Source organism: Faecalibacterium langellae (assembly GCF_002549775.1).
Lineage (GTDB): Bacteria > Bacillota > Clostridia > Oscillospirales > Ruminococcaceae > Faecalibacterium > Faecalibacterium langellae.
The window spans coordinates 35,358-61,336 of the sequence record NZ_NMTR01000002.1; the positions used below are offsets into that span (position 1 = coordinate 35,358).

The window sequence follows — 25,979 nt, forward strand, 5'->3', positions numbered from 1 at the left end:
CTCGGCTGGATTTGCTATTTATATTATCATTCTTGTGTTTTTGCTTCTTGTCTGTTGTGCATGATTTGTATTTGATATACAAGAACGGGAATCAGAGAAATCAAAGCAAGCACACCAAAAACAATCGAATGATTTATAACTGCAAATATTGCAAACATAAGCAGTATCAACAACCATGGATTACGCAGATTTCTGTAATAGTTTTCCTTGTCCTCATAGGAAGTATGAAGTTCAAACGGCTTTCCATCATTCTCTTTTTCTACAATCAACAATTCACGGTTGAAGGTTGTAGTGTTGGTCGCAATGCGTCCGCCTTTTTCAGCCCATGGACGCCAACGCACCTTACCGACAGAATAGTTAAGATTGATATTTTTGAAAAATACCTTATAGCCCATATCTTCCAAAAAGAGGGAATAGTCTTTTGCATTCTCTTTCGATTTTTCTCCGATAAATTCTACACAGTATTTTACTTCATTAGGTTTACATTCTTCAAACTCATATAACATTTTCCCCGCTCGAATAAGACGATAGCCCTTCTCCGACATTTTATTCAGCCAATTCGCCTGTGCATTCAACAGACCACCAAAAAAATGATAACATTTTTTTCTCATACTGTACCTCCAATAATTCCACTTGCAACCTCTACAAGTTCATTAAGCCTTACAAGTTCTTTTTTCGCAACTTCTTTTCCCAGTGAGGTAATGATGTATTCTTTTTTTCTACCTTCACAATCTCCGCAAGGCTTAATCCATTTCTTTTCCTGCAAAGAGTTTAGCGCACCATACAAAGTGCCTGCTCCCAATGAAAGCCGCCCACCTGTTTTTTCTTCGATAAATTGCATGACAGCATATCCATGTTTTGGAGCATAGAGAGAAAGTAAAATGTAAAATGTCACTTCTGTAAGCGCACCACCTTTCATATTATCACGCATTGTTTATCCTCCTTGTTACGGTTACTGTAATAAATATATCACTAACCGTAATAGAAGTCAACAGCGTTCAAAGAAATTTGGAAATATGAAAATGAAGCAGCAACATCTTGGTGTTACTGCTCCATTCTTATACGGTATAGCGGTAGCCTTGGCTGCCTTTGTCTTGTTTTAGCTTCTTTACCGCACATGAGCATTTGCGGAGGGGTTATCGCCGCCGTAACCCTCCATCAGGTTGACGGCACCCCACACGCCCAGACCGGCACCCAATGCCACAACCAGAGTCTTCAGAACGTCCACTGCGCTGTTAAAGAATTCCATAGAAAAATCTCCTTTGTTTTGAAAAAGTGACCCTGCACACACCTGAAATCCGTTTGCAAAAAGCCGAAAACCACGGCGAAGGCTGATTTTCCGGTGTACCTGTTGGGTCAATGGGTAAAAAATAACCGCTCGTCTTATCAGGCGGGCGGGAGTGAATCAGCATCCACCATGATGAAGGTATCATCCGGGTGGATTTTTTCTTTTCGATTCAAGAACTTCTCGATATCGAGGGCGTTCTTGGGGTCATAATCGGAGGTGTACTTATAGTTCGGGTGCTGGGTCAGGTCGTACTTGTCGCTCAAAAACGGGCGCACACCCCGCAGTTGCAGGATGCACTTGCCGCCATCCAGCACCGCCAGTTCATCCCGGCTCATAAGTTCTTTGCCACAATGTCAAGTGGTAAATTCAAAAAAGGACAAGCACTATCAAAGAAAGCAGTCTTTCATAGTGCTTGTCCTTTTCTTATTCATGTTTTCTGCCTTGCATTGTTCGAAACGCAGAACTATAATATACTCGATGGAGGTGCGAAATGGATTATATGACATTGAAAGAGGCCGCTGAGAAATGGAGCGTGTCACCTCGTAGGGTAAATTATTATTGCGCTGGTGGTCGTATCCCCAGCGCTGTAAAGATGGCCGGTGTTTGGCTGATTCCCAAAACTGCGGAAAAGCCGATTGATGGCCGGACGAAACAGGGAAAGGAACAGAAGCATGAGTAAGATATTACTTTTGGAAGATGATTTGAGCCTGATCAACGGGCTTTCCTTTGCGTTCAAGAAGCAGGGATTTGAATTGAATATTGCCAGAACGTTGAAAGAAGCGGATGCGCTGTGGGCGGATGGCAGGTATGATTTGTTGGTACTGGATGTATCCCTGCCGGACGGCACCGGCTTTGAATTTTGCAAACGGGTGCGGCAGGTTTCCAAGGTGCCGATCATCTTTCTGACCGCTTCGGACGAAGAAACGAGTATCATTATGGGGCTGGATATGGGCGGCGACGACTATATCACCAAGCCCTTCAAGCTTGGAGTCCTGGTTTCACGGGTCAATGCCCTGCTTCGCCGTGCAAAGGATTTCAGCGCAACGGACACAGAACTGCAATCGAACGGAATCAAGGTTCTTTTGCTGCAGGGTCAGGCTTTCAAAAATGGGGAGCTGTTGGATTTGACCGCTGCTGAATACAAGCTGCTGTGCCTGTTTATGCGAAACCCCAATACGGTGCTTACCAAGGAGCAGATATTAGATAAACTGTGGGACTGCGACGGAAATTATATCGACAGCAGCACCCTCACCGTGTATATGCGGCGGCTTCGCATGAAGATTGAGGATAACCCCAGTGACCCGCAGATGCTCCTGACCGTCCGTCGCATGGGCTATAAATGGAATGTAGTAGGGTGAGGCAGCCTATGAAAATACTTGCAAATAAGGATATCAGAAATCTGTTTCTTGCGGTATCGGTTATCTGGGCAGCATCCCTCCTGCTGGCACAGGGCTTTTTATGGCTGCGCTATCAAAGGCTTTCTTTGTGCCTGCTGCTTATTTTTTTGTTGGCAGCGGCGGCTATATGGGTGGTTTGCTGCTCCTATTTCAAAAAGCAGAATAAGATCATGGAACAGGCGGTATCCCAGATCAATGTGTATCTTGACGGGGATAGCAACGCACGTATTGAATGCGACAGTGAGGGGGAGCTATATCGGCTGTTCCATTCCGTCAATTCCCTGGCGGCGGTTTTGAACGCCCACGCAGATAACGAGCTTCGGGAAAAGGAATTTTTGAAAAATACGATCTCCGATATTTCCCACCAGCTGAAAACACCGCTGGCGGCACTGAATATTTATAATGGCCTGCTTCAGGAGGAAGATATAGAAGCGTCCTCCGTAAAAGAATTCGCCGGCCTGTCCGAACAGGAGCTTGACCGCATTGAAACGCTGGTACAGAGCCTGCTCAAGATCACCAAGCTGGACGCCGGTTCTGTCATACTGGAAAAGGCGACCGAGAATGTGGCGGATATGCTGCGGGACGTTGAGCTGCATTTCGCATACCGGGCCAAACAGGAGCAGAAAGAACTTATCCTGTCCGGTTCGGAGGAGGTCTCCCTATTCTGCGACCGTGACTGGCTGACAGAGGCCATCGACAACATCGTGAAAAACGCCCTCGACCATACGGAGAGCGGCGACACGGTTCATATTACATGGAAAGCTCTGCCCAACGCCGTTCAGATCGCCGTAAAGGACAACGGCTGTGGCATCCATCCGGAGGATCTGCACCATATTTTCAAGCGGTTCTACCGCAGCCGCTTTTCCCAGGACAAGCAGGGCATCGGGCTGGGCCTGCCGCTGGCAAAGACCATTGTGGAAGCCCATAGCGGCACGATTGAGGTGGACAGTGAACTTGGAAAAGGCACGACCTTCACCATGAATTTTTTAATTCCTACAAAATTGTAGGCTGAGTGTAGGGTTACAGTAATATTTCGGTGCTATCCTTTCCTCATAGGCAGGAAAAACAAAAGCAGCCCGCCTATTTCGCAAAACATGAAGAAAGAGGTATATGCACGATGAATTTATTAGAGGTCAAAAACATTTGTAAGACCTATGGCAGCGGAGAAACCGCAGTCAAGGCTTTGAAGGATGTCAGTTTTTCCGTTCCCAAGGGGGAATATGTGGCCGTCGTGGGGGAATCCGGTTCCGGCAAAAGTACGCTGCTGAACATGATCGGCGCGCTGGACACGCCCACGACCGGCAAGGTGCTGATCGACGGTAAGGACATTTTTGCCATGGACGAGCGCAAGCTGACGGTATTCCGCCGCAGGAACATTGGCTTTATCTTTCAGGCGTTTAACCTTGTGCCGGAGTTAACGGTGGAGCAGAACATCATCTTCCCGGTGCTGCTGGACTACCAGAAGCCGGATAAGAAATATCTGGAAGAACTTCTTGCGGTACTGAACCTGAAAGAGCGCCGGAACCATCTGCCCAGCCAGCTCTCCGGCGGACAGCAGCAGCGTGTGGCGATTGGCCGTGCGCTCATTACCCGGCCAGCCCTGATCCTGGCTGACGAGCCGACCGGCAATCTGGACACCCAGAACAGCAGCGAGGTCATTGCCCTGCTGAAAGAAGCATCCAAAAAGTATGAGCAGACGATTATTATGATTACCCACAACCGTAGTATCGCGCAAACGGCTGACCGGGTATTGCAGGTATCGGACGGTAACCTCACCGATTTTGGGAGGTGCCGGGAATGAAAAGCTATTTAAGCCTTGTGCCGATCTCTGCAAAGGTGCGGAAACGGCAGAATCGGATGACCATTCTGTGTGTCATTATTTCGATATTTCTGGTGACAGCAATTTTTAGCGTGGCGGATATGATGATTCGAACCCAAAGCGACCGAATGACCGGCAAAAACGGAAGTTGGCACATAGAGTTGGACGGCATTTCTCAAGAAACAGCCCTGAAAATTGCGGAGCGGGATGATGTGGTTTCGATTGGTGCAGTTACGATATTTAACCCGGACGGAGAACTGCCCTACCGCATGGACGGAAAAAGGGTTGTACTTTATGGTATTGATGAATCCTATCTGACAATGAATTCAACTGGTGCCGCCGAAGGACGCTTTCCGCAGGGAATGGGCGAAATCATGCTCAGCAGCAATGCAGCGCGTGTCCTTCAAGTTGCAGTTGGGGACACTGTTACACTACGTACGCCGTCCGGAGACTGGGATTTTACAGTGTCCGGTTTGGGCGGTGTGGAGGAAAGCTACTATTCCGGGCAATATTCTTTGATGGATGCCTACCTGCCGCGCACAGCATTTGCAGCGCTGATGGAGCAGAACAACGTCCATAATCTTCAAACGTCATATTATGTCCAGTTTACCAGCGCGTCTAAGGCAGCTAAAGCAATCCCGGAACTGACGGCACAGCATAACCTGCCGGAAAATGCTGTCTCAGAAAACACCGGTGTGATGGCTATCGCCGGACAAAGCGATAGCAGCGCCGCAAAAAATGTTTACAGCCTTGCCGCAGTTCTGTTTGTGCTGGTTCTTCTGGCAGGTGTACTGATGATCTCCGGCAGCATGAACAGCAATCTGGCACAACGAATCCAGTTCTTCGGAATGATGCGCTGTATCGGCATGAGCAAATCTCAAATTATCCGATTTGTCCGTTTAGAAGCGCTTAACTGGTGCAAAACGGCTGTGCCCGTAGGCGTTCTGCTTGGCACACTTGCCAGCTGGAGCATTTGCGCGGCGCTGCATTATGGCATCGGTGGCGAGTTTTCCACAACACCGGTTTTTCAAATCAGTCCTGTAGGTTTAGTCAGTGGCATCGTGGTCGGTATCGTGACCGTCCTGCTGGCGGCAGAGTCACCGGCGCGACGGGCGGCACGGGTCTCACCTGTGGCGGCGGTCTCCGGCACGGGAGAGAATCTTTCCGCTTCGCGTCATGCTTCAAACTATAGCTTTGGAAAAATCGAGTTGTCGTTGGGAGCCCATCACGCCATTGCCGGTAAAAAGAACCTGTTTTTAATGACATCTTCTTTTGCACTCAGTATTGTTTTGGTGCTCTGCTTTTCTGTACTGCTTAAATTTGCCGGCTTGCTTTTGCCCGGTCAAGCTCCGTGGCAGCCGGATATTCTCTTGAACGGGTACGGAAACGAACAGGTATTGTCCCGCAGTATGGCAGAACAGCTGCGTGCGATTCCGGGTGTTGGGTATGTCTGGGGCGCAACCGGTCTTACCAACACTCCTGCCAGCAGTCCGCAGAAAGAGGTAGAGCATGTGGTGCTGGGTTCCTACGATGATTTTATGATGGAAAAAAGCAGGGATCTCGTTGTAGCAGGCAGGATGGCCGATCAGGCAGCCAGCAGCAACGAAGTCATGACGATCTATAATAAAAACAACCCGTTGAAGGTTGGAGATACCGTTTATATAAGCGGAAGATACCTTACCATTGTGGGGGCTTTTTCGGAGGGAATGTTCCCGGATGATGTTACAGTCATCTGCCCACAGGCGCTATTTGACCGTCTGGTCGGAGCGCAGAACTATAATATGATCGGCGTTTTGCTGAACGATTCAGCAACAGAGCAGACTGTAATGCAAATTGCCCACCTTGCAACAGACGAGATCATTGTATCGGATGTGCGAGAGCGTAATTCGCAGGAAGCTGCTACCTATCTGGCTTCCAGAATTGTCGTATATGGTTTTCTGGCGATTATTGGACTGATTTCTCTTTTTAACATTGTCAACAGCATTTCGATGAGCGTTTCTGCCCGTACAAAGCAGTATGGCGTCATGCGTGCAATTGGAATGGATGGCAGTCAGCTTACTCGGATGGTTGCTGCGGAAGCCTTTACCTATGCTGTTTCCGGGCTGATTGTCGGCTGTATTGCCGGTCTGCTGCTGAGCCGTATGCTGTACGCTCGACTCATTACACGCTATTTTGGCATGACATGGCATCTGCCAGGAATGACGCTCTGCCTTATCATTCTATTCGTATTTGCTGCCGCAGCTCTTGCGGTTCATGCCCCAGCGAAGCGGATTCGAAACATGGCAATTACTGAAACAATCAATGAATTATAATTGCAATCCACTTTGGAAAATTTAATGTAACATCTGCCGGACGACGGCAAAGAAAAAATCCCCATCCCTCATTGATTGAGAGATGGGGATCACTGATTATTCTGTAATCTCCGGGATTTCTCCGACAAAGTTATAAATGATCCTGACTTCCTGCACTTTCTGTCCGTCAATCTTCTTGACTTCACCCACCAGAATCTTGCTGATGAGCCGGTTCAGCACCGCCTCGTCCAGTTCTTCAATGGCGGCGTAGCGCCGGATTTCCCGGATAAAGGTGCGGACTTCGCTTTCCTGTTCGTCAGAGTGTCGCATCATCAACATCAGGTCTTGCAGGCGCTTCTGGTTGGCTTCCTGCTCCTGTTCCAGCGCCGCCGTCAGCTTCATAAAACGCTGCTCGGTCAGTATCCCTTTAGCCTTATCGGTGTAAAGGCTCAGGAACATCCCGTCAATCTCCTGATTTCTGGCTTCCAGCCGCTGGCGTTCTTTCTGCGTCTGGGAAGCGTCTATCAGATACCGGCGCTCCATCCGGCTGCTCAGTCGCTGATAAAATGCGTCGGCATCTTTGAGAGCCTGTGCCGCCAGTTCCTGAATGTCCTTCAGAACAAGGTCATACAAATCCCTTGCCTCGATCTTATGGCTGGTGCAGGCGTTCTTGCCCAGCCGGTTGTAGGTCTGGCAGATATAATACGCCTTGTCAATCGGCTCCCGCATCTCGCCGGTAAAACGGTTTTTTCCGGTTCTGCCCACCTTTTCATACCGCACCTGCATGGACTTTCCGCAGGTAGCACAGTAAATGATACCGTGGAACAGGTTATAGAAGGGACAGGAGTTGCCTTTCATAATGGTAGGTCTGCGGTCAATGATTGACTGCACCTGCTCCCATTCTTCCGGGGAAACGATTGCTTCATGGCAATCCTCAATGATTTCCCAGTCCTCACGGGGGATAATGTCATAGGTGTTGGAACGAATCCCTTTCTGATGTGTCCGGCAGACCAGATGTGCGCCCTTATAGAATGGGTTTCGCAGGATATGACTGATCCTTGCACCGCCCCACGCATAATAGTTGACGTCACATTCCGTATTGCTCTTTACCCTCGTGATAGGAACCTTGTCATCCATGAGCTGCTTTGCGATCCGCATACAGCCCCAGCCGTCCAGCGCCATGTCATAGATTTTTCGGATCACCGGCGCCGTCTCCGGGTCAAGGATCAAATGCCCCCGGTCATCCGGGTCACGCATCAATCCGAGAGGCGGCTGCCCACCACAAAACTTTCCCTGCCGGGAACGGGTCATACGCCCCGCCAGCACCTTTTTGGAAATATCCCGGCTGTACATATCATTCAGGATATTCTTAAAGGGCGTGATGTCCATTTCCTGGCGGGTCAGGCTGTCAACTCCGTCTGTAATGGCGATATATCGTACATTGTGTTTGGGGAAAAAGATTTCGATATAGCTGCCGGCCTCGATATAATTTCTGCCCAGTCTGGACAGGTCTTTTGTGATGACACAGCCAATCTTTCCCGCCTCAATATCAGCAATCATACGCTGAAAGGAAGGGCGGTTGAAGTTGCGGCCTGTATAACCGTCATCCACATAATACTCATACTGGAACATCCCGTTTTTTTCGGCAAAGTCCCGGAGCATAAGTTTCTGGTTGCTAATGCTCATGCTCTCATTATCGCTGCCATCGTCCAGAGAGATACGGCAGTAAAGCGCTGTGATTTTTTGATTGACTTGTTTTTTCCTGCTCATAGTGTTCTCCTTCTATGGACAGGGACACGATACCATTATAATACCATGTCCCCGTTCCTGATTCAACCGCTTTACGCCGCTTTTTGTGCCATTTCCCGATGTTCTAACCATTCCTCGAAGTGTTCGCAGGTCTGGCGCTCGATCAGCTGTTCAAAGGCTTCCCGCATGGTTTTGTCCCCGGAAAACTCCCGAACCACCACGAACCGGACTTTTTTATTCTGCTTCTTGTTTTTCTCCATAGGCTACCTCCATAGTGTGACAGTCCAGATAACCGTGTGCCGGCAACGAAGTCCGGCAACCAGCCTATAAAAACCTGTAAATGAATATCTGACTGTCAATCTTTGCTTGATAAGTTTTCTTGTAAAATCTCGTTGCTTTCGTTGCCGGACAGAAAATACTTGTGAAAAATCCTTTATTTATGGGCTTTTTCTATATCAAAACCATAGATTTGCCAGCAACGAACCCGGCAACCAACTGGCAACAGACCATCATTCTCAGGCAATCCACTCCTTCGGAAGTTCCAGCTGGCGGCATTCTTCCTCGCTCAGTTCCACAAATCCGCCTTCGTTGTCGGACAGTTCGTTGTCGAAATTGTCACATTCCCAACCCTTTTGCCTGCCGTACCCGGCGAACATCCTCGGATTGGAGAACGGCTTCCAGCCTGTCACCACCGTATTCATGATCTCGTTGATATTGTGAAGCTGCCACCGCTTCGGCTCGTCATAAGTGTGGCCCAGCGCCTCCTTGAAAAGCTGTTTGGAGCAGACCATGCTGCCGGTGTAGTGTTCCAGAAAGCCCTGTATCTGCCCGGCCTCAGTGTCCTCCGGCATGAAATCCTTCTGCACCTCCACCAGCTGACGCTGGATGCTCTTGCTGAATTTCATGGAATACTGTCCGCTGCGGTAAATGGTCATGGCTTCTGCCCACACCTGCAAAAGATAGGCTCTGGAAGCATCCTCGTCCTCCAAAATATGAACCTCCGCATTCTCCGAGTAAATCATGATTGGGAGAAAGCGCCGGTTCCCGGCCCGATCCAGCGGCAGGAAGTCCAATGTGTTGGAAGAACCGCCGAACACACACTGCCGCAGCCGGTCTTTGGGCTGGGATTCATAAGGCGTTCGGTAGGTTTCCTTCTGTCGGCTGATAAAGGAGCGAATTTCTTCAATGCTCTTTGCGCTGCTGGTGGCAAGCATTTCCGACATCTCGATGATCCAGTGGCCTTGCAGCTTCTGGAACACCCGGTCATCGTCCAGCTTTTTCAGGTCATCGGAAAACCACTCGTCCCGGATTGCCAGCAGGCGGAAGAAAGTGGACTTCCCGGCACCTTGGCCGCCTACCAGACAGAGCATTTCCTCATATTTGGAACCGGGACGGCATACCCGGCGGATAGCGCCCAGCAGGAAGTGTTTCAGCATTTCTTCCACATAGTCGCTTTCATCAGCGCCAAGAAAGTGGTGCAGGCAGGAACGGATGCGGGGTGTCCCGTCCCAGACAAGGCTGTTCAGCACATCCTGAATCGGGTGATAGCAATTTTCGTTTGCTACAATGGAAAGTGCAGCTGTGATCTTTTTCTCACTGGTCAGCTCGTAGTTCTGCTCAAAATAGAGGAGAAGATATTTCACATCGGTATCTGTTAAGGCGCTGGTGTTCCTGCGCCAGCCCAAATCCCGTACAATGTCCACCCGGTCGGTCAGGAGATTTAACCGGATAGCATCCCGCAGGAGCGGATCACAGCAGAACACGATCCGGCAGTTGTCGATGGTATTGGCGGTTTTTCCCTTATCGGTGACAGAAAGGCTCTCCCGCACATCTTGGGCGCTCTGTTCCGGCGCTATGGCCTCGGCTGCGCTCATCACAGCCTGCCGGGTGGCTGGCGGTAAATTCTGATATTCGCTGCTCAATTTTCTTCACCTCTTTTCCATACTCAGCAACCACGGAAGCACGTTCTTCTATGCTGTCAGACAGGAGAATATCCAGCAGATATTCGATATATGGCTGCCTGTGCAGAGCCTCCACAAACAGGGGATGCCAGTCATCCTCCGGCTGTTTGGGAGCATATTCTTCTTTCCAGCGTTCCAGCAGACACAGGTAATCGCACAGCACCCGAAAACATTTCTGCTCTGCCTGCCGGTATCGCACTTCCTCGCTGATTTTTCTTTTGATGATTGTCTTTCGTGGCGGACCATGACCTTTGCTGTCAAGACTGACAGAGAAATCCTCTGCCAGCTTCAAGGCAGCTTCCTTACTGCCCAGTCCAAAGAGGCGGGAAGTGAAATCAATCACATCTCCGTCCCCCTGACAGGCAAAGCAATGGAACCGCCTGTCCACCTTCATGCTGGGATGTCTGTCATCGTGAAAAGGACAACAGGCCATCCCGTTCCGTCCTACTGGAATCCCATAAAATTCCGCAGCCTGTCTTGTCGTGACAGACTGCTTTACTGTTTCAAATACATTCGATTTCCCCACCTCCAAACAAAACAAAAGGCACCCGGTTTCCTCAGAAAATCAGATGCCTTACAACTCCATATCCTGTTTTTTTGTCGGGGCGATCCGCCCCTCACGTTCCCATCGCTCCCGGTTCTTCCGGTCAGCGTCCAATTTGCCTTTCGCCAGCTTCTCTTTGATGGATTCTCTGGCTTTTTTCTTAATCTGCTCTTTGCCAGCCTGCTTGACCTCCGGCTTCAGCAGCACAGCCTGCACCTTTTTGAGAATCTTTTCTGCGGACTGCTGTAATTTTTCCCGTGCCCTTCCCAGTAGGGTATTTGCAATCTTCACCACTTCCGGCGAATTTTTTGCATTGGGGGATACCACGCTCTTTCGGTATTTCTCGATCACTTCCAAATCCTCAAGCTGGGTCTGTTCCCGTACCTTGTCTGTCACGACCTCCACTGCCTTGTCATAGGCCACATCGGAAACATCCTCCAACAGCGTCTCCACATCCTCGATTTTGAGCGTCAGTTCTTCCAGCTTTTGCTCCTGCGCCGCCATCTGTTCTTTCTGCTTCATCAGGATATAATCCTGCTTTTCCAGATAGTCACGCCCACCATAGGACGGCTCCTGTTCCAGATGAAGTCCATGCCGTTTGGCAATGTCAAACAGGATTGTCCGGCAGACTGCATCGAAAGTCTGTTTCCGGTTATTGTGCTTTCCTTTGGGCTGCTCCGGTTTTGGGAGAGGGATACCCAGTTCCTCCAGCGCCTTTTCCTGCTGGGGACACAATTCTCCATACCGATTTTCACAGTCGAACACATGGCGCTCGTGAATATGCGGTGTTCCCTCATCCAGATGGAGCGCCCAGTCTAAAATGTGGATATGAGAACCGAAACGGCGCTCAAATTCTTCATAAAATTCACTGACGATGAGCGCCAGCGTTTCCGGTGAGACGGATTCCTCTATCGTGCCGATCTGGTAGATGCTTTCTTCCGGACAGGTCTTGTTATTTTTCAAGAGGTCATCCACAGTACGGTTGCGCTCAATATGCCGGGTTTTCTCATTCCGGGCGTTCTGGGCATTTACATGGTCGGCATAATGCTCGTAGTAATACATCCGCTCAATTTCCTCAAAGCTGAAATCCGGCTGCTCCGGGTTATCCCGAAAGTCGTGGGTGGTAAATCCCCGGTAGCAGTCCCAGTACACATTTTGTCTGGCACGCTCAGCGTCAATGTGTTCGCTGTTTTCTACATCGAACCGGCGGTCATTGTGACGGGGATTGTAAGTGCCATGCTTCCCGGAGCGCCCATTGTGCCTTGTTAATTTCAAACATTTTTCCTCCTTCCTGCAAAGCTGTTCCGGGCTGGGGAGGGCGGCGAAGCCGCCAAACCTGCGGAATTTTGCGTCAGGTAATACCCAGTACAAGTTGACGCAGGCATCAACTTTCCCTGGGCAAGGCGTTTCACCCTTGACCCGATGGGACTACCGCCCTCAACCCGCCAAGGCACTTCGTCCTTGACCCGATAATGGCTGCCGCCCTTAACCTGCCAATGGGCGTTGCCCCTTGACCCCAGCAGTGCGCTGCCGCCCCTGCACCCAGCCACAAAGGGATTGCATCCCTCTGTACTCCTGCACCGGAAAAACCGGCATCCACCGCTGATACGGTGTCCGCCAGCTTTTCCGGCTCCGTATCCATACATCTGCACCAATCGCAGGAAGTGGATACGGAATACGCCTGCGGGGATTACCGTTCAAAATACTGGGTGCAGACCCGGTATTTTTTGGTAAATCGCCCTCATTTCAAGCAATTTTTTCTTCTGTCTGTATGACTTGAAAGCCATGTTCCTTTGCGTACTCCCTTGCAGCCGCCAGCCGTTCTTCACTGTACGGCGGCACCAGCCGGATAGAAAGGCGGGATTTGTCCAGCACATAGGTCGCGCTGCCTTCCGGTGTGCTGCGCTCCAACCTACACAATAGCGGATACTTCCTACTGAAATCTTCCAGCCTGCGTTTTAAGCTGGCGTTGAAGGTGTAAATACTGGCAATGTTCTCGCCCTCGTTCCAGTTGATGATGGTTTCTTTTTCATATTTAGACAGCTTCCTCATACAGTTCCTCCTCATAATCGGTGTTTGCTTTCAGCACACGCAGGCGGTGCTTGATCCGGTAATACTCATCCATCTCCATGCGTAGGCAGTGATAGAAGCTGTCGTACCAGCTTTCGTCTGTCTCTGCCTCAATTTTCCTGGTCAGATGAAGCATCTGCCCTTTAGCCTCCGGGTCAACGGTCAGCGCTGTCAGCCATTTCAGCCTTGTCACTGTGTTGTGATGGCTGGGGCAGGCGTAAGCGTAAAGAATTTTCTTTTCCTTCATATTCAGTTTCATAATGATCTACCTCCATTCATTTGCTGCGGTGCGGTATGCCCCGCATGGTTTACTTTTCTATCTGCCGGTCTGTCTGCAAGCCGCTCCTGCCCGGATTTTCTCCCGGCGTATTGTCCTCTTTGGTGCGCTCCCGTCGTCACAAAATCCATGATTTTGCGGGAACCCTTTTATCGCGTCACTTCCCCGGAGGTCATACCCCTTGCAGCCGGTCATTCGATTTTCAAGGTTCTGTGTCTCCTGACAAGAACCAGTTTACCGAAAAAAGGGGGCTGCTCCCGTATGTCCAAGACGTTGGAATAGCGCACAAAAACCGCATATTTCCACGCTCTCGGAAACGTGCTATAATGAAAAAAATATTGAAAAATGTTGACGAGAGGGGGTGCTTTGATGTACACAAAACTGTCAATCCCGGAACGGCTCAAAGACCTGCGGGTGGTGGATAAGCACCTGACACTGGAACAGCTGGCAGAACAAACCGGCCTGTCCAAGTCGGCGCTGGGGAAATATGAGGGCGATGACTACAAGGACATCAGCCCATTTGCGATTGCAACGCTGGCAGAGTTTTACGGCGTGTCCACCGACTATCTGATGGGGCTGTCGGAAAATAAGACCATCCCTAATTCTGATCTCCAGTCGCTCCATTTGAGCGATGAAATGATTGAGCTATTAAGAAGCGGCAGGATCAACAACCGTCTGCTCTGCGAGCTTGCCACCCATGAAGGTTTTCCCCGGCTCATGACGGACATTACCGTTATCGTTGACCGTATCGCCGGTATGCGTGTCAGCCAGATGAATCTGGAACTGGAAGCTGCCCGGCAGAGCGTCATGGAAAGCTATGCGCCGGGAGACGATGACCTTTATATGCGAACCCTTGAAGTCGCACAGATAGACGGAGAGGATTATTTCAATCACATCGTCCATAAAGACATTGACAAGATCGTAAAAGACATCCAAACAGCACACACAAACGACGCTACCACCGCTGATGAACGGCAGGAAACCGTAGCCGAAGTCCGGCAAAAGTTTGAAAAGCTTGTGCAGACGGGAACCAGCGGAGAGGAAGCCTTTATTCAGGTTTTCTGCGACCAGATGGAAATTCCTTATGAGAAACTGACTTCTGCGGAATTTACTGCCTTTTTGGGAATCCTCAGAAAATCCAAAAAAGCAAAACGAACTAAAAGTATGCGGGGAAAGGGCAGCCCAATTCCTCCCAACCGGAATGGCAGACAGAAGCGTTAATAAAATAACCACCCGCTGGGTAATCCAGTGAGTGGCTCAAAAAAGATATGCTGTTATTTCTGACAGACATCCTACCTTTTTCAGAATCCAGCTGATCGTGTCCCTGTTCATGTAAAATTCAAGGCAACTGAACTCTTCATCAACAAGTATGGCATATCGTGGCCGAGTTTTTGATAGTTGGTTCCATAGCTTGGGCTATTGCCACGGGTATCAGAATTGTTGTAGCTGTCGATGGTTTCCTTGCCGAGTGCTTCGGCAAGATCTTTCAGGGTGGTAGGCTCACTGCCGCCGAGGAAAATCTGGCTGTCCATGTTGCCCACGATGGTATCCGCATTGTCCTTGTAGATGGCTTTCAACTGGCTGCGGGTCTGCAAGACCAGACACGCCGAGATCTCACGGCTGCGGATAGTGGCCACCAGTTTTTCCAGTTGTGGAATCTGACCGATGTTAGCACACTCATCAATGAGGCACCGCACATGGATGGGCAGCTTACCGCCGTACACATCATCGGCTTTGTCGCAGAGCAGATTGAAAAGCTGGGTGTAGATCATAGAGATTAAGAAGTTGAATGTACTGTCGGTATCACTCATAATCAGGAACAATGCCGTTTTCCGGTCGCCCAGCTTGTCGAGTTCCAGTTCATCATACATGGTGGCATCCCGAACTTCCTGAATGTCGAATGGAGATAAACGGGCACCGCAGGAAATAAGGATCGACTTAGCCGTCTTGCCGGCAGCTAGCTTGTAAAGTTTGTACTGCCGCACGGCAAAGGATTTTGGCTTCTTCTTGCCCAGATCCTCAAACAGTAGGTCAACTGGATTCTGATAAGTTTCATCGTCCTCAGACACCTGCATAGTATTCAACATTTCCAACAGTGTTGCGAAGTTTTGCTCCTCAACCGGGGCTTCATAATGCAGATAGGCAATCAATGAAACCAGCAAAAGCCGTTCGGCCTTGTCCCAGAAAGGGTCACCACCTTGACCCTCACCCTTGGTGTTGGTCATCAGTGCGGTGACGAGCTTCAGAATGTCCTTTTCACTGTGGATGTACGCCATGGGGTTATAGCGCATACTCTTGGAAAAGTTGATGGTGTTGAAAATCTTTAGCTTGTAGCCCTTTTGTAACAGGGCATTGCCGCACTCGACTACGATACTGCCTTTCGGATCAGTAATTACATATGAACTATGACATTGTAAAAGATTCGGTTTCAGCCAGAACCTCGTCTTGCCGCTGCCGGAGCCGCCGACTACCAGCACGTTTTTGTTCCGAGCATTCTTCGGATCAGGTGGGCGGTTGGACATCATCAGCCGTTCTGTTTTGGTCAGGATGATATTGTCCTCGAACTTTGGAGCCATAAATGGCTCTATATCCTTCGGAGTGCCCCACCGGGCGGAGCCGTACTCCATGCAGTGACGGTACTTCTTGGCGTTTTTACCTTTCAGATACACCGCCAGCCGCATCGCGGCACCGCAGCATAAACCCACCAGCAGATCCAGTGGATGCAGGCTGGGCAGCGGATTTGAAAATGCAGCCGGGAGCGTATCCATCAGCGATACGATTTTGTCGCCAAGTTCCTTACCCGCAGCCAGCCGCCACGCCTCGCCCAGATTGGTTGCCAGCAAGCCAATTACCACATAGGGCAGATAGAGCGCCAGCAGCTTGGAAAGCTTCTTTTTGCTCATAGGCCGCGCTCCTCCTGCTTGTGCCGCACTTTGTCCGGCAGGTTTGCAACGGACTGCGCCAGATCGTGCAGCTTTGCCAGCACGGAAGGACGCTTGGTTTTATCCAGCACCGATGCCGAATATTCCTTGAACGCTGCGCTCAAGGCGTCTGTGTCCTGTGCCTTGAAGTAGATCAGATACCGGGGCGGCGTGCAGGACAGGTCTTTCTGGATGGCGTAGTCGATGTGATACCGCTTAGCATAGCGGTCAAAATCCTTGATGCCGGTTTTCTGGATCTCCACATTGGTCACGCCACGGTTCTGTCGCACTAGCCGCTTCATGGACTGCTTGCCCTGCGAAGCGTGCTTGTCGTACTGCCGCAGCAGAAACTGCATCCCACGCAGCAGGGTGCGGGCAGACAGTTTTGTGGTCGAGATGGCAAGGTTGGCCGTCTTATGCTCGATTTCTTCCTGCATCGTTACCACCTCCTGTGCAGAAAATCGCCTTAACGGTCATGTTCCACCGGGGGCTTACTCACAGCCTTTTCTGCATCACTCTGAACTGATTCATCCGAAACCGGAATGACCATCAGGCGACGCCCCAGAGGGAGAAAGGCTTCGGGTTGATGGAATTCTTCTTCATACTTCTGCGCCAGCTCCGGGGAGAGCGATACAAAATCTTCCTCGCCCAGACCTACCACCAGAAAGGTTCCGGCAATAACATCGTACATCAGCCCGTCCTCGTCCCATAAAGCCCGGTTCAGCGGCAGACCCATAAGCTTGCCGTCATCGTTATAAACGATGGCAACCGGATCTTCAAAAGGGTAGCTTGCGCCGATGGAGCCGCCCACCGCCTGCTGCAAGGCTTTCAGGTCGTTATCGATCTCGACCTGCTGCGGATACTGCCCCGGTGCAATTTTCAGCACCGACAGAGTGTTCTCGTTCTGTTCCATTATCTTCCTCCTCAAATTTGATAGTGATTTCCTGCCCAGCACGGGCGGCGTTCAACAGAGCTGCCACAAAGAAGCCGAAAAAGGCACCAGCTTCAAAAATGATAAACGAATAAATATAATTCATAGCGAACCTCCTGCATTGACTGAACTGTGAGAAGAATCCTCTCAGGGAGGACGAGGAGCGCAAGACGCGGTGACGGTATGCTTAGTGGAAACATTGGCATGAGTATGCGGTGCGGCATCGGTAGAAAAATAGTCGTACAGAGCATCCCGCAGAGAATGGAAGCAACGAGCATGGTAGTCGTGCAGACGGAGAACCAGAATCTTCAAAACATCAACGGCGGAACAGTAAAAGTCCTCCGTGACTTCTGCGAAACTCTCATAGCAGGTCATTTCAGTATCCATACTGCACCTCTCAGTCAATGCAGATGCAGACCATCTTCTCGCGGCCAGCCATAAGAGGGACGCTGTTCTCGGCCAGATAGCACTGGATCAGATACAGGTCACTGGTGGTAAGGGCAACAAAGCTGCCATTGGTATCGTAGCGTACAAAGACAACGGCACCGGACAGATACCGCTTGCCAGCCAGTGTGATGACCTGACGAGGGTCGTAACAGAGAGCCAGCGGCACATCGTCGCTGATGCTGTAGCAGGAATCTGCTTCATCGAAGCAAGGCAGGTAACTGCGGACGTTCGCCAGCGGAGTGATGGTCAGTTCGATCTCCGGGGCAATCACAGCGGCGTAAACTTCATCATCGCCGAGCTGCCGCTCCAACACATCGCTCATCTTGTTAAAGAAGTCGGTCACGGCAGTGTCCATGTGGTTGATTTTCTGATTCATGGCTTCGATGGTCTTTGCGGTCTTGAGATCAATGGTAGTGTTCATAGTGTTTTTCTCCTAATTTTTGCAAAAAAGAAAGACCCGGTCGGGTCTTACGTTCAAAAGGTGTATCAGCGTTCATTCTGCCGCTGCTGTTTACGCTGCCACTGATCCAGCAGCTTGATGATGGTGTCCTCCATCTGTTTCGGGGTGAAGCTGCGCGGGAAATACTTCCGCAGGGTGTCGTTTTTGATGACCACTTTGTCCAGTTCGTCCTTTTTTTCTTCTCCCATGACAGCAAAGGCAACATCATACGAAAAGTGCCCTTCCTGTGCCAGCTTTTTGAGCCGTTGCGCTTGGGAAAGGGATGGAGCATTCTGGGTGTCTTGCATCGCTTCTAAAAAATCCCGCTGTTGGCTTTCGTCCAGATAGGACAACTCCACAGCGGGATTAAAAGCAATTTTCTTTTCGTCTACCATATCCAGCAGTTCCGGGATGAGGTTGGTCAGGCGGATAAAACGCTGGACTTGCTTATAACTTTCGCCTGTTCCTTCAGCAACAATCTCTGTACTGCGTTTCCCGAAATAATCTGGGACAACTTGTCCCACATTTTTGGGTCGTCCAACAGTTCGCTCGATTGCTTCCAGCTTCATCTTGTAAGCGAAAGCCCGTTCGCTGGGCAAGATGTTCTCACGTTGGAGATTGCTGTCCACCATGAGCAAAACAGCGGCGTCATCATCCATTTGACGGACAATAACCGGCAGGGTGTCCAGCCCGGCAAGCTGTGCAGCGTGCTGACGGCGGTGCCCGGAGATGATCTCGTAGCCACCTTCCGGGCGTGGGCGGGCAATCAGCGGAGACAGCACGCCGTACTGCTCCACGCTTTCCACCGTGCGTTGCATGGACTCATCATCCAAAACCTTAAAAGGATGATTCTTGAAAGGAAACAGTTCTCCGATGGGAATCTGCTGAACCTGTTCCCGTTGTTGTTCCTGTCGGGATTCTTCCGTGGAGAAAATGTCATCTGCCCCTTTCAGCGACACGTTTAAGCTGTTTTTCGGCATTCGCCATCACCTCCTCGGTCAGAGATTTATAGGCTTCTGCCACCTTGCCTTTGGGGTCGTGCTGGAAAATGCTTTTGCCCACGGCACTGATTTCCGCAGCACGGACAGACCGGGGAATGGTCTGGTCAAACACCTTGATCTTGCTGCCGTAAGCACCCCGAATCAGGTTGTCGATCTGCTGCCCGTAGTTGGTGCGGCTGTCGGTCATGGTGAGCAGGATGCCCTCGATTTTCAGCTTCGGGTTGATCTGCCGCCGGACTTTCTGCACCGTCTGCAAAAGCTGTTCCAAGCCTTTTGCAGACAGATACTGCGCCTGCACAGGAATCAGGGTGGTGTCTGCTGCTGCCAGTGCGTTCACGGTCAGCATCCCAAGGGAAGGAGTGCAGTCCAGCAGAATGAAATCGTATTCATGCTTTGCACCTTCCAACACCTGTTTCAGCATCTTTTCCCGGTTCATGCAGTTAACGAGAGACACTTCCATCCCTGCCAGTTCGATGTTGGCTGGAATCAGGTCAACGCCCTCCGCATGGTGCAGGATACCTTCGCCGGGCGGAATACTTTGGTCGTTCATGGCTTTCTGCATCAGGGTGGAAAGGGTTGTGGGCAATTCATCGGGCTGCTGCCAGCCCATGCTGATGGTCAAGCTGCCCTGCGGGTCAGCGTCCACCAACAGGACCTTCTTGCCCTCCATCGCCAGACCGATGCCCAGATTTTCACAGGTCGTGGTCTTACCGGTGCCGCCTTTCTGGTTGACGATGGCAATCGTAGTTGCTTTCTTTGAAATTTTCATCACCTCCGCATCGCTAAGTCGTGGTTGGTTTGGTTCTGGTAGGAAAGCTGCATCGTGGTGGGTGCGTTATACAGAGAAGCGAGCAGATATTGTTTCATGTTTCGGATTGGGCTGCTGTTCTCTGCAAGGCACTTCAGCACAAAACGGATATGGTCGGCGTTCAGCTTCATAAACCGGCTGCGTACCACCTCGGCGGGCTTATCGTCCCCGGCAATGCGCAGCGTCTTGCGGTTGGTGGCACAGGTATCCACCAGCAAATCCACGATTTGGTAGAGGGTATCTTCATCATCCGGGTAAAGCCGGAGAAGAAGGTCCATCTCCAAAGAACGTGAAAAATATTCTTCCAGTTGGGCGCGTTTGCTCATCCAGTCGTTTTCATCGGAATAGATAGGATCAGTATCGCTTACCTCTGTGTTATTTCTATCAGTCTTATTACATCGTAGTTTGGCCGGGTCTTGAAGCGTATTCTGGACGACTCCAGAATCGTCATTATCACGATTCAGAAAGCGTAGTTTTGACGATTCTGACGAAAAATTCTTCACATAGATGAGATCGGGCTTGCCCAGCCCCCTCCGTTTGCGTTCAATCAGGCCGTACTCTTCCAGTTCTCGCAGCAGCTTGGTCGCCTTTTTATCGGCACAGCCCAGTGAATCCTGCACCTCCTGCACAGTATAGATGATGAACACCCGCCCAGCTTTGTCCAACCAACCATTCCGGGCTGAAAGGCTCATGCGGTCCAGCAGGATACCGTACAGGGTTTTGGCATCTGTGGAAAGCGGTTGGAAGCGGCTGTCATGAAACAACAGCTTGGGAATCCGGTAGAAGGAGAACAGCTCGCTGGACTGCCCATAGAAGTAATCAAGGTCTGCGGTTCTTGTCGGCTTTCTTTCGGGCATAGAGAATATCCCATTTTTCAGGTGTGGAACGGAATACATTGACCTGCTTCTTATAAGGGCAGTGGGCATACAGGCAGGTGCGGAACTTGAAATCGGGCCGATAGTACGGACACAGCTTGCAGCTGTCCGGGGCACGGTCAGAACCTTCGCCAGCGGCGATCACATGGTGCATGGAGTGCTGAACATGGCGCAGGGCTTCGTTTCGCTTGTGGCTCACTTGGCATCACCTCGTTTCTCCAGCGGTGTCATCAGGTCTTTGTAACAGGGAACCAGCACACAGGGCTTTGCCCGCTTGTAGGGGCACCCTTCGCACTTGCTGGGGCCTTTGGGCGGCTCAATCAGATAGTAGCAGTTCTCTTTGCCGAGAACACAGCCCTTCTTTCGATTCTTCCAGAAGAAGCAGTGCCGGCAATCTGCCGGGCGGGAAGCATGGTAGCGGATACCGTCGATCGTGACGGTCAGAACTTTTTTCATCGGTAAACCCTCCTTTGGTGGATTCGGGTAGTTCGGCCCGAAAACAAAAAAGCGCGTTCCTCTTTCTGTTCCGAGAGAACAGCGAGTGAACGCGCTATGTATGGAGAAAAGTGTTTTGCACGGCTTCCAGCAGAAAGGTGGAAAATAGATTCACACAGATTATCTTGTATTTACATGGATTTACAGGAAAGCGTTTACCAATCTTAGCAGAGAGCCAGAAAACAGGGTTCAAAAGGCGCTTTATGAGGCTTCATTAGCTGGAAAGCCGATTTTATTAGCTGGAGCTGAAAATTCTGCTAATGGCATTAGCTGGCTAATTTTGGTGATAGGTTCAAAATGAAAAATGCGAAGATCGTCTTTCACATGGAAAAATGACCTTCGCATTTCTTAAAAGGATGTCCCTACCCGGGTTCGAACCGGGGGCGTTTCGCTTAGGAGGCGAACCCTCTATCCAGCTGAGGTATAGAGACATATATGTATTATCGTTGATTTTTGACTTTTCTGCACTTTGTATGGAATGCTTTTCACAACGAAGTGACCGACTGCGTTGCAACCGGAACGGTGTTAAACTTGTTGCATCAAAAATTGTTGAGAAAACTTCGATTCCCGGTCTTGCTTTTGATTAGAGCAATCACTTCTGCCCCCAAGGTATCAGGTTGACCGAATTCTTAGGAGGCGAACGCTCTATCCAGCTGAGCTATGAAGACAAAAACACACCGCCGGAGACGGCGCACACTTATAATACCGCATCCGGCGGATAAAATCAAGTTGAACCCGCTGCGCAAAAGGTGTATTCTATAAGCAGAGAGAAAATGAAAGCCGCGGCAGCTGTTTGCCGCGTGCGGAGGAGCTTATGGAAAAAAGTAAGAAAAACAGGCTGTTTGGGCACCCGGCGGGCAAACGCCGCAGCGGGCCGAACCCGACGCAGATCATCTGCGTGAGCTTTCTGGTGGTCATCACGCTGGGCACGCTGCTGCTCACCACACCTCTTGCCAGCAAGCAGGGCAGGCTGGGCGTGGTGGATGCGCTGTTCACGGCCACCAGCGCCACCTGCGTCACCGGTTTGATCGTGCGGGACACCTGGACCCAGTTCTCTTACTTCGGGCAGGCCGTGATCCTGGTGCTCATTCAGGTGGGCGGCCTGGGCCTGGTCACCCTCACCAGCTTTTTTGCGCTGGCCATGCGGCGGCGCATGGGCTTCCGGGACCTGCGGCTGATGGGCGAGAGCGTCTCGGCGGACGGCTACGCGCAGGCAAAGGAAGTGCTGAAGACGGTGGTGGGCCTGGCGGCGCTGTTTGAAGGCATCGGCATCCTGCTGCTGCTGTTCGCCTTTGTGCCGCAGTTCGGGCTGGAGGGCATCTGGGTCAGCGTGTTCACGGCCATTTCGGCCTTCTGCAACGCGGGCTTTGACCTGTTCGGCCGGTTCGGTCAGTATTCCTCACTGGTGCCCTATGTGAGCAACTACTATGTACAGGCCGTTGTGATGTTCATGATCATTGCGGGCGGCCTGGGCTTTATGGTCTGGGTGGAGATCGGCCAATTCCACAAAAAGCACCGGCTGTCCCTGCAGGCGAAGGTGGTGCTGAGCTTCTCGGTGATCCTGTGGTTCGGCGGTGCGGCACTCATCGCGCTGATGGAGTGGAACAACCCCGCCAGCATGGGGGGCTTGAGCGTGCCCGGCAAGCTGATGGCGGCCCTGTTCCAGTCCGTGTCCACCCGTACTGCAGGCATGAACACCATCGACCTTGCCGCCTGCGGTCCCATCACCAAGCTGCTCATGAGCGTGCTGCAGTTCATCGGCGCGGCCCCCGGCTCCACGGGCGGCGGCGTGAAGGTGACCACCTTTGCGGTCATCATCCTGACCATCCGCAGTGTGGCCCAGGGCCGCGACGACTGCGTGATCGCGGAACACCACATCGAATCGAAGACCGTGTACCGCGCCATGACCATCATCGTCATCGGTGCGCTGGCAGCTTTCGGCTCGGCGGTGGTGGTGTATTATAACACCTCGGACGCCGTGTCGGTCATCGACGCCATCTTTGAGTCCTGCTCGGCCTTCGGCACGGTGGGCCTGTCGGTGGGTGTCACCGGCCAGCTGAATACCGGCGCAAAGATCTTGTATATGCTGGTCATGTTCACCGGCCGCGTGGGCCCGGTGTCGCTGGCCATGAGCCTGACGGCAAAGCCGGACGACAACAAGCGGAAGATCATGCCGGTGGGCCACATCAACGTGGGCTGAGGCACTTGCCGCAAAAACAGACAATGCAAAACCTCCCGGTGCGGGGCGATCGGCCTGCACCGGGAGGTTTTTGCATATTCGTATGGGAACAGGGGAGAGGCCCTTACTCGACCGGGTGATACTCCCGGAACAGCAGTACGGCAAACACCGCGCACAGCGCCCCGCCGCCCAGCATCCAGACGGGCAGGGCCGTCCGCTCCATGCACAGCAGCATGACCTTGCGCATGTAGCCCTGCCCCTGATAGGCTTCCCGCACGCAGACCATGCCCACATAGATGCAGGGCTTCTTCTCCTTTTTCAGCACATCTTCCAGCGAAGGGCCGCCCTGCGAGATCGCCTTTGCAAAGCGGATGATCTCCCGCAGGTTCATGGAGCGGCGGATCCCCTGCAGCAAAAGCCTTGCGGCGTGGAAGCTCACCTTCTGCCCCGGCAGCTTATAGGCGATGTACCCTTCGCCGCGCTCACTGGTCGTGTGCAGAAAGCCGTCGGCCAGTACGCAGCGCACGAAACCGCAGATGTATTCTGCAGCGGTGTCCGGGCTGCGGAAGCAGGCGATCAGGCCCTTTTTCTCCGGGCCGTAGTCATAATAACCGAATGCATGGCCAATGGCCTGGATACTGGCTTCGTCCATTTCTTTTACAAGCATGATTCTGCCTCTTTTCTTTTTCATATTCCGTAGAACGCGGGGGCCTGTGCCGCCGATCCCCGCAGCCGCATGATGGTTATTCAAAACTAACCATAGCGCAGCACAGAAGTCCGCCCGTTGCAAGGCAAAACGAAAGCCGCCGGGTTCAAATCCCGCTGCATAAAAAGAAAAAAGCTCAGCACACAAATGTGTGTTGAGCTTTTTTGGTCGGAGCAGCGGGATTTGAACCCACGGCCTCCTCGTCCCGAACGAGGCGCGCTACCAACTGCGCTATGCCCCGAAAATACCGCAGCCAGTTGAGACTGCGGTTTTCTTGGTTGGGGATGAGAGAATCGAACTCCCACAAGTAGAGTCAGAGTCTACCGCACTACCACTATGCAAATCCCCATGATTTTGTTCTGCCCTCAGCGCCGTGCGCTGCTGACAAGGGATATTATACCCGAAAGGGTCAGGCTTGTCAACCATTTTTTCGTTTTTTCCGCAAAAGATTTCTCGGCGCAAAAAACCGGCCGTAAGGGCGTGTAAATTTTCGGTGCTTCTCTTGACACCGGCCTTCATCGGGAATACTCTTATATTATAAAAAGGCAGCTTCCCGGGCAGACTTTGTTTTGCGCAGCACGCCCGGCGCTGAATACCAGATGAAAGAGGGCTTTTGAATGAAAAAACGTGTTGGAATCCTGACCTCCGGCGGCGACTGTCCGGGTCTGAACGCCACCATCCGCGGCGTAGCAAAAGCACTGTACGCCCGCATGGGTGAGAATGTGGAGATCGTGGGCATCCTGAACGGCTACAGCGGCCTCATCAACGGCGACTATAAGGAAATGTGCGAGGACGACTTCCGCGGCATCCTGACGCTGGGCGGCACCATTCTGGGCACAAAGCGCACCCCGTTCAAGATGATGCGCGTGGTGGAGGACGACAACATTGACAAAGTCGCCGCCATGAAAAAGACCTATAAGGATGCCAAGCTGGACTGCCTGCTGTGCCTGGGCGGCAACGGCACCCACAAGACGGCAAACCTGCTCTCACAGGAGGGCCTGAACATCATTGGTCTGCCCAAGACCATCGACAACGACATCTACGGCACCGACGTCACCTTCGGCTTTCACACCGCTGTGGACATTGCCACCGACGTCATCGACCGCATCCACACCACCGCCGGCAGCCACAGCCGCGTGATGTGCATTGAGATCATGGGCAACAAGGCCGGCTGGCTGACCCTCTATTCCGGCATTGCAGGCGGTGCGGATATCATCCTGCTGCCTGAGATGCCCTACGACATCGACCGCGTGTGCGATGCCGTGGAGCGCCGCGCCAAAAAGGGCTCCAACTTCTCCATCATCGCGGTGGCCGAGGGTGCCATGAACTGCGAGGAAGCCCGCATGAAGCGCAAGGACTGGATGGCAAAGCGCGCCGAGGCAGGCGTTGGCACCACCGCCACCAACCGCATCGCCCAGGCTGTGCAGAAGAAGACCGGCATGGAGACCCGCGTGTGCATCCCGGGCCACATGCAGCGCGGCGGCAGCCCCAGCGCCTACGACCGCGTGCTGGCCACCCAGTTCGGCAGCTACGCGGCAAAGCTGGTGGAGATCGAGCGCTACGGCGTGACGGTGGCCATGGTGAACCGCCACGTCACCGAGAACCGCCTGGCCGACATTGCCGGCAAGACCCGCAATGTGCCCGAAGGCTGCGAGCTGCTCACCGTTGCCCGCCGCATGGGCATCAGCCTGGGTTGATTTTTATTTGAAATGGCCTCCGCGATGCTCTGGCCATATTCAGCGGAAAATTTATAGTTTTATTTGTAATTCCAGAAAATCTGC

Annotated in this window: 28 protein-coding genes, 3 tRNA genes and 3 pseudogenes; 8 read left to right on the plus strand and 26 right to left on the minus strand. The window is 51.7% G+C overall.

The window, feature by feature from the left end:
- Nucleotides 1-26 precede the first annotated feature (26 nt).
- The 4 genes and pseudogenes from CGS49_RS00860 to CGS49_RS00875 form a co-directional block, all read right to left on the minus strand.
- The gene (locus tag CGS49_RS00860) at nt 27-611 is read right to left on the minus strand and encodes a DUF2812 domain-containing protein (RefSeq protein WP_055247169.1); all 585 of its coding nucleotides are present in this window, start codon (nt 609-611) and stop codon (nt 27-29) included.
- A complete protein-coding gene (locus CGS49_RS00865) occupies nt 608-931 on the minus strand; it encodes a PadR family transcriptional regulator (protein ID WP_055247170.1) in 324 nt (107 codons plus the stop codon). The genes CGS49_RS00860 and CGS49_RS00865 overlap by 4 nt, the downstream gene beginning before the upstream one ends.
- A gap of 189 nt (nt 932-1,120) precedes the next feature.
- Nucleotides 1,121-1,249, minus strand: a pseudogene (locus CGS49_RS00870) (Maff2 family mobile element protein); the annotation flags it as partial.
- Nucleotides 1,250-1,386: 137 nt separating this feature from the next.
- A pseudogene (locus CGS49_RS00875) lies at nt 1,387-1,635 on the minus strand (VirD4-like conjugal transfer protein, CD1115 family); the annotation flags it as partial.
- Between the two features lie 143 nt (nt 1,636-1,778).
- On the opposite strand from CGS49_RS00875, the gene CGS49_RS00880 reads away from it, so the two are divergent.
- From CGS49_RS00880 to CGS49_RS00900, 5 genes are all read left to right on the plus strand, one after another.
- On the plus strand, nt 1,779-1,967 hold the full coding sequence (locus tag CGS49_RS00880) for a helix-turn-helix domain-containing protein (protein WP_013976939.1): 189 nt from the start codon (nt 1,779-1,781) through the stop codon (nt 1,965-1,967).
- The gene (locus tag CGS49_RS00885) at nt 1,960-2,646 is read left to right on the plus strand and encodes a response regulator transcription factor (RefSeq protein WP_013976938.1); all 687 of its coding nucleotides are present in this window, start codon (nt 1,960-1,962) and stop codon (nt 2,644-2,646) included. Before CGS49_RS00880 ends, CGS49_RS00885 begins: the two co-directional genes overlap by 8 nt.
- Nucleotides 2,647-2,654: 8 nt before the next feature.
- A complete protein-coding gene (locus CGS49_RS00890; RefSeq protein ID WP_097800154.1) occupies nt 2,655-3,692 on the plus strand; it encodes a sensor histidine kinase in 1,038 nt (345 codons plus the stop codon).
- A gap of 110 nt (nt 3,693-3,802) precedes the next feature.
- Complete coding sequence (locus CGS49_RS00895) at nt 3,803-4,486, plus strand: ABC transporter ATP-binding protein (protein WP_013976936.1); 684 nt, start codon at nt 3,803-3,805, stop codon at nt 4,484-4,486.
- The gene (locus tag CGS49_RS00900) at nt 4,483-6,816 is read left to right on the plus strand and encodes an ABC transporter permease (protein ID WP_097800103.1); all 2,334 of its coding nucleotides are present in this window, start codon (nt 4,483-4,485) and stop codon (nt 6,814-6,816) included. The genes CGS49_RS00895 and CGS49_RS00900 overlap by 4 nt, the downstream gene beginning before the upstream one ends.
- 96 nt (nt 6,817-6,912) lie before the next feature.
- Here the strand turns inward: CGS49_RS00900 and CGS49_RS00905 are convergent, their stop codons facing one another.
- From CGS49_RS00905 to CGS49_RS00930, 7 genes are all read right to left on the minus strand, one after another.
- The gene (locus tag CGS49_RS00905) at nt 6,913-8,565 is read right to left on the minus strand and encodes a recombinase family protein (protein WP_013976934.1); all 1,653 of its coding nucleotides are present in this window, start codon (nt 8,563-8,565) and stop codon (nt 6,913-6,915) included.
- Between the two features lie 71 nt (nt 8,566-8,636).
- Nucleotides 8,637-8,804, minus strand: coding sequence for a hypothetical protein (locus CGS49_RS14090; protein ID WP_013976933.1), 168 nt, complete (start codon nt 8,802-8,804; stop codon nt 8,637-8,639).
- Between the two features lie 255 nt (nt 8,805-9,059).
- Entirely contained in the window at nt 9,060-10,418 is a 1,359-nt protein-coding gene (locus tag CGS49_RS00910) for a virulence-associated E family protein (RefSeq protein WP_097800104.1), read from the minus strand.
- Nucleotides 10,345-11,031 carry a CHC2 zinc finger domain-containing protein gene (locus tag CGS49_RS00915; protein WP_097800155.1) on the minus strand — a complete coding sequence of 229 codons (687 nt, stop codon included), beginning with the start codon at nt 11,029-11,031 and terminating at the stop codon, nt 10,345-10,347. The genes CGS49_RS00910 and CGS49_RS00915 overlap by 74 nt, the downstream gene beginning before the upstream one ends.
- 48 nt (nt 11,032-11,079) lie before the next feature.
- Nucleotides 11,080-12,111, minus strand: coding sequence for a plasmid recombination protein (locus tag CGS49_RS00920; RefSeq protein ID WP_430407811.1), 1,032 nt, complete (start codon nt 12,109-12,111; stop codon nt 11,080-11,082).
- A gap of 684 nt (nt 12,112-12,795) precedes the next feature.
- Entirely contained in the window at nt 12,796-13,101 is a 306-nt protein-coding gene (locus tag CGS49_RS00925; protein ID WP_013976929.1) for a hypothetical protein, read from the minus strand.
- Nucleotides 13,085-13,378: a hypothetical protein gene (locus CGS49_RS00930; protein WP_013976928.1), complete on the minus strand. Its 294-nt coding sequence runs from the start codon at nt 13,376-13,378 to the stop codon at nt 13,085-13,087. The genes CGS49_RS00925 and CGS49_RS00930 overlap by 17 nt, the downstream gene beginning before the upstream one ends.
- Nucleotides 13,379-13,765: 387 nt before the next feature.
- Between CGS49_RS00930 and CGS49_RS00940 the strand changes: the two genes are divergently transcribed.
- Nucleotides 13,766-14,617 (plus strand): helix-turn-helix domain-containing protein, encoded by an 852-nt coding sequence (locus tag CGS49_RS00940; protein WP_013976927.1) that lies wholly within the window; start codon nt 13,766-13,768, stop codon nt 14,615-14,617.
- A gap of 152 nt (nt 14,618-14,769) precedes the next feature.
- Here the strand turns inward: CGS49_RS00940 and CGS49_RS00945 are convergent.
- The 12 genes and pseudogenes from CGS49_RS00945 to CGS49_RS00995 form a co-directional block, all read right to left on the minus strand.
- Nucleotides 14,770-16,299: pseudogene (locus CGS49_RS00945) on the minus strand (VirD4-like conjugal transfer protein, CD1115 family); the annotation flags it as partial.
- The gene (locus tag CGS49_RS00950) at nt 16,296-16,754 is read right to left on the minus strand and encodes a PcfB family protein (protein WP_097800106.1); all 459 of its coding nucleotides are present in this window, start codon (nt 16,752-16,754) and stop codon (nt 16,296-16,298) included. The gene CGS49_RS00950 and the pseudogene CGS49_RS00945, both read right to left, overlap by 4 nt.
- A gap of 29 nt (nt 16,755-16,783) precedes the next feature.
- Nucleotides 16,784-17,230, minus strand: coding sequence for a DUF3846 domain-containing protein (locus CGS49_RS00955; protein WP_097800107.1), 447 nt, complete (start codon nt 17,228-17,230; stop codon nt 16,784-16,786).
- The gene (locus CGS49_RS00960; RefSeq protein ID WP_097800108.1) at nt 17,154-17,354 is read right to left on the minus strand and encodes a hypothetical protein; all 201 of its coding nucleotides are present in this window, start codon (nt 17,352-17,354) and stop codon (nt 17,154-17,156) included. Before CGS49_RS00960 ends, CGS49_RS00955 begins: the two co-directional genes overlap by 77 nt.
- Before the next feature lie 41 nt (nt 17,355-17,395).
- On the minus strand, nt 17,396-17,635 hold the full coding sequence (locus CGS49_RS00965; protein WP_015564208.1) for a hypothetical protein: 240 nt from the start codon (nt 17,633-17,635) through the stop codon (nt 17,396-17,398).
- Nucleotides 17,636-17,645: 10 nt separating this feature from the next.
- Nucleotides 17,646-18,116 (minus strand): hypothetical protein, encoded by a 471-nt coding sequence (locus CGS49_RS00970; protein WP_097800109.1) that lies wholly within the window; start codon nt 18,114-18,116, stop codon nt 17,646-17,648.
- A 65-nt stretch (nt 18,117-18,181) separates the two neighbouring features.
- Nucleotides 18,182-19,114: a ParB/RepB/Spo0J family partition protein gene (locus CGS49_RS00975; RefSeq protein ID WP_044960475.1), complete on the minus strand. Its 933-nt coding sequence runs from the start codon at nt 19,112-19,114 to the stop codon at nt 18,182-18,184.
- On the minus strand, nt 19,071-19,904 hold the full coding sequence (locus CGS49_RS00980; protein ID WP_097800110.1) for a ParA family protein: 834 nt from the start codon (nt 19,902-19,904) through the stop codon (nt 19,071-19,073). Before CGS49_RS00980 ends, CGS49_RS00975 begins: the two co-directional genes overlap by 44 nt.
- The gene (locus tag CGS49_RS00985) at nt 19,904-20,800 is read right to left on the minus strand and encodes a DUF6017 domain-containing protein (protein WP_097800156.1); all 897 of its coding nucleotides are present in this window, start codon (nt 20,798-20,800) and stop codon (nt 19,904-19,906) included. The genes CGS49_RS00980 and CGS49_RS00985 overlap by 1 nt, the downstream gene beginning before the upstream one ends.
- A complete protein-coding gene (locus CGS49_RS13820; RefSeq protein WP_005924919.1) occupies nt 20,763-21,017 on the minus strand; it encodes a hypothetical protein in 255 nt (84 codons plus the stop codon). Before CGS49_RS13820 ends, CGS49_RS00985 begins: the two co-directional genes overlap by 38 nt.
- Entirely contained in the window at nt 21,014-21,274 is a 261-nt protein-coding gene (locus CGS49_RS00990; RefSeq protein WP_097800111.1) for a hypothetical protein, read from the minus strand. Before CGS49_RS00990 ends, CGS49_RS13820 begins: the two co-directional genes overlap by 4 nt.
- A 396-nt stretch (nt 21,275-21,670) precedes the next feature.
- Nucleotides 21,671-21,744: transfer RNA gene (locus tag CGS49_RS00995), tRNA-Arg, on the minus strand.
- A gap of 383 nt (nt 21,745-22,127) precedes the next feature.
- Here CGS49_RS00995 and CGS49_RS01000 point away from each other — a divergent pair.
- Nucleotides 22,128-23,513 carry a TrkH family potassium uptake protein gene (locus tag CGS49_RS01000; protein WP_097800112.1) on the plus strand — a complete coding sequence of 462 codons (1,386 nt, stop codon included), beginning with the start codon at nt 22,128-22,130 and terminating at the stop codon, nt 23,511-23,513.
- Nucleotides 23,514-23,616: 103 nt separating this feature from the next.
- On the opposite strand, the gene CGS49_RS01005 is transcribed toward CGS49_RS01000, so the two are convergent.
- The 3 genes from CGS49_RS01005 to CGS49_RS01015 all read right to left on the minus strand — a co-directional run bounded on the left by CGS49_RS01005 (nt 23,617) and on the right by CGS49_RS01015 (nt 24,547).
- The gene (locus CGS49_RS01005; RefSeq protein ID WP_097800113.1) at nt 23,617-24,159 is read right to left on the minus strand and encodes an N-acetyltransferase; all 543 of its coding nucleotides are present in this window, start codon (nt 24,157-24,159) and stop codon (nt 23,617-23,619) included.
- A gap of 204 nt (nt 24,160-24,363) precedes the next feature.
- Nucleotides 24,364-24,439, minus strand: a tRNA-Pro gene (locus CGS49_RS01010).
- A 34-nt stretch (nt 24,440-24,473) separates the two neighbouring features.
- Nucleotides 24,474-24,547, minus strand: a tRNA-Gln gene (locus CGS49_RS01015).
- 268 nt (nt 24,548-24,815) lie between these two features.
- Here CGS49_RS01015 and CGS49_RS01020 point away from each other — a divergent pair.
- Complete coding sequence (locus CGS49_RS01020; protein ID WP_097800114.1) at nt 24,816-25,895, plus strand: 6-phosphofructokinase; 1,080 nt, start codon at nt 24,816-24,818, stop codon at nt 25,893-25,895.
- Nucleotides 25,896-25,979: the final 84 nt, after the last annotated feature.

Bases quoted from the DNA above. Each gene is read 5' to 3' on its own strand.
- CGS49_RS00970 (WP_097800109.1), bottom strand. From the start codon at position 18,116: ATGAACACTACCATTGATCTCAAGACCGCAAAGACCATCGAAGCCATG.
- CGS49_RS01000 (WP_097800112.1), top strand. From the start codon at position 22,128: ATGGAAAAAAGTAAGAAAAACAGGCTGTTTGGGCACCCGGCGGGCAAA.
- CGS49_RS00895 (WP_013976936.1), top strand. From the start codon at position 3,803: ATGAATTTATTAGAGGTCAAAAACATTTGTAAGACCTATGGCAGCGGA.
- CGS49_RS00890 (WP_097800154.1), top strand. From the start codon at position 2,655: ATGAAAATACTTGCAAATAAGGATATCAGAAATCTGTTTCTTGCGGTA.
- CGS49_RS00950 (WP_097800106.1), bottom strand. From the start codon at position 16,754: ATGCAGGAAGAAATCGAGCATAAGACGGCCAACCTTGCCATCTCGACC.
- CGS49_RS00940 (WP_013976927.1), top strand. From the start codon at position 13,766: ATGTACACAAAACTGTCAATCCCGGAACGGCTCAAAGACCTGCGGGTG.
- CGS49_RS00955 (WP_097800107.1), bottom strand. From the start codon at position 17,230: ATGGAACAGAACGAGAACACTCTGTCGGTGCTGAAAATTGCACCGGGG.
- CGS49_RS00990 (WP_097800111.1), bottom strand. From the start codon at position 21,274: ATGAAAAAAGTTCTGACCGTCACGATCGACGGTATCCGCTACCATGCT.
- CGS49_RS00860 (WP_055247169.1), bottom strand. From the start codon at position 611: ATGAGAAAAAAATGTTATCATTTTTTTGGTGGTCTGTTGAATGCACAG.
- CGS49_RS01005 (WP_097800113.1), bottom strand. From the start codon at position 24,159: ATGCTTGTAAAAGAAATGGACGAAGCCAGTATCCAGGCCATTGGCCAT.
- CGS49_RS00885 (WP_013976938.1), top strand. From the start codon at position 1,960: ATGAGTAAGATATTACTTTTGGAAGATGATTTGAGCCTGATCAACGGG.
- CGS49_RS00925 (WP_013976929.1), bottom strand. From the start codon at position 13,101: ATGAGGAAGCTGTCTAAATATGAAAAAGAAACCATCATCAACTGGAAC.
- CGS49_RS01020 (WP_097800114.1), top strand. From the start codon at position 24,816: ATGAAAAAACGTGTTGGAATCCTGACCTCCGGCGGCGACTGTCCGGGT.
- CGS49_RS00960 (WP_097800108.1), bottom strand. From the start codon at position 17,354: ATGAATTATATTTATTCGTTTATCATTTTTGAAGCTGGTGCCTTTTTC.
- CGS49_RS00980 (WP_097800110.1), bottom strand. From the start codon at position 19,904: ATGAAAATTTCAAAGAAAGCAACTACGATTGCCATCGTCAACCAGAAA.
- CGS49_RS00975 (WP_044960475.1), bottom strand. From the start codon at position 19,114: ATGCCGAAAAACAGCTTAAACGTGTCGCTGAAAGGGGCAGATGACATT.
- CGS49_RS00905 (WP_013976934.1), bottom strand. From the start codon at position 8,565: ATGAGCAGGAAAAAACAAGTCAATCAAAAAATCACAGCGCTTTACTGC.
- CGS49_RS00865 (WP_055247170.1), bottom strand. From the start codon at position 931: ATGCGTGATAATATGAAAGGTGGTGCGCTTACAGAAGTGACATTTTAC.
- CGS49_RS00965 (WP_015564208.1), bottom strand. From the start codon at position 17,635: ATGGATACTGAAATGACCTGCTATGAGAGTTTCGCAGAAGTCACGGAG.
- CGS49_RS00910 (WP_097800104.1), bottom strand. From the start codon at position 10,418: ATGAGCGCAGCCGAGGCCATAGCGCCGGAACAGAGCGCCCAAGATGTG.
- CGS49_RS00985 (WP_097800156.1), bottom strand. From the start codon at position 20,800: ATGCCCGAAAGAAAGCCGACAAGAACCGCAGACCTTGATTACTTCTAT.
- CGS49_RS14090 (WP_013976933.1), bottom strand. From the start codon at position 8,804: ATGGAGAAAAACAAGAAGCAGAATAAAAAAGTCCGGTTCGTGGTGGTT.
- CGS49_RS00880 (WP_013976939.1), top strand. From the start codon at position 1,779: ATGGATTATATGACATTGAAAGAGGCCGCTGAGAAATGGAGCGTGTCA.
- CGS49_RS00900 (WP_097800103.1), top strand. From the start codon at position 4,483: ATGAAAAGCTATTTAAGCCTTGTGCCGATCTCTGCAAAGGTGCGGAAA.
- CGS49_RS00920 (WP_430407811.1), bottom strand. From the start codon at position 12,111: ATGTATTACTACGAGCATTATGCCGACCATGTAAATGCCCAGAACGCC.
- CGS49_RS00930 (WP_013976928.1), bottom strand. From the start codon at position 13,378: ATGAAACTGAATATGAAGGAAAAGAAAATTCTTTACGCTTACGCCTGC.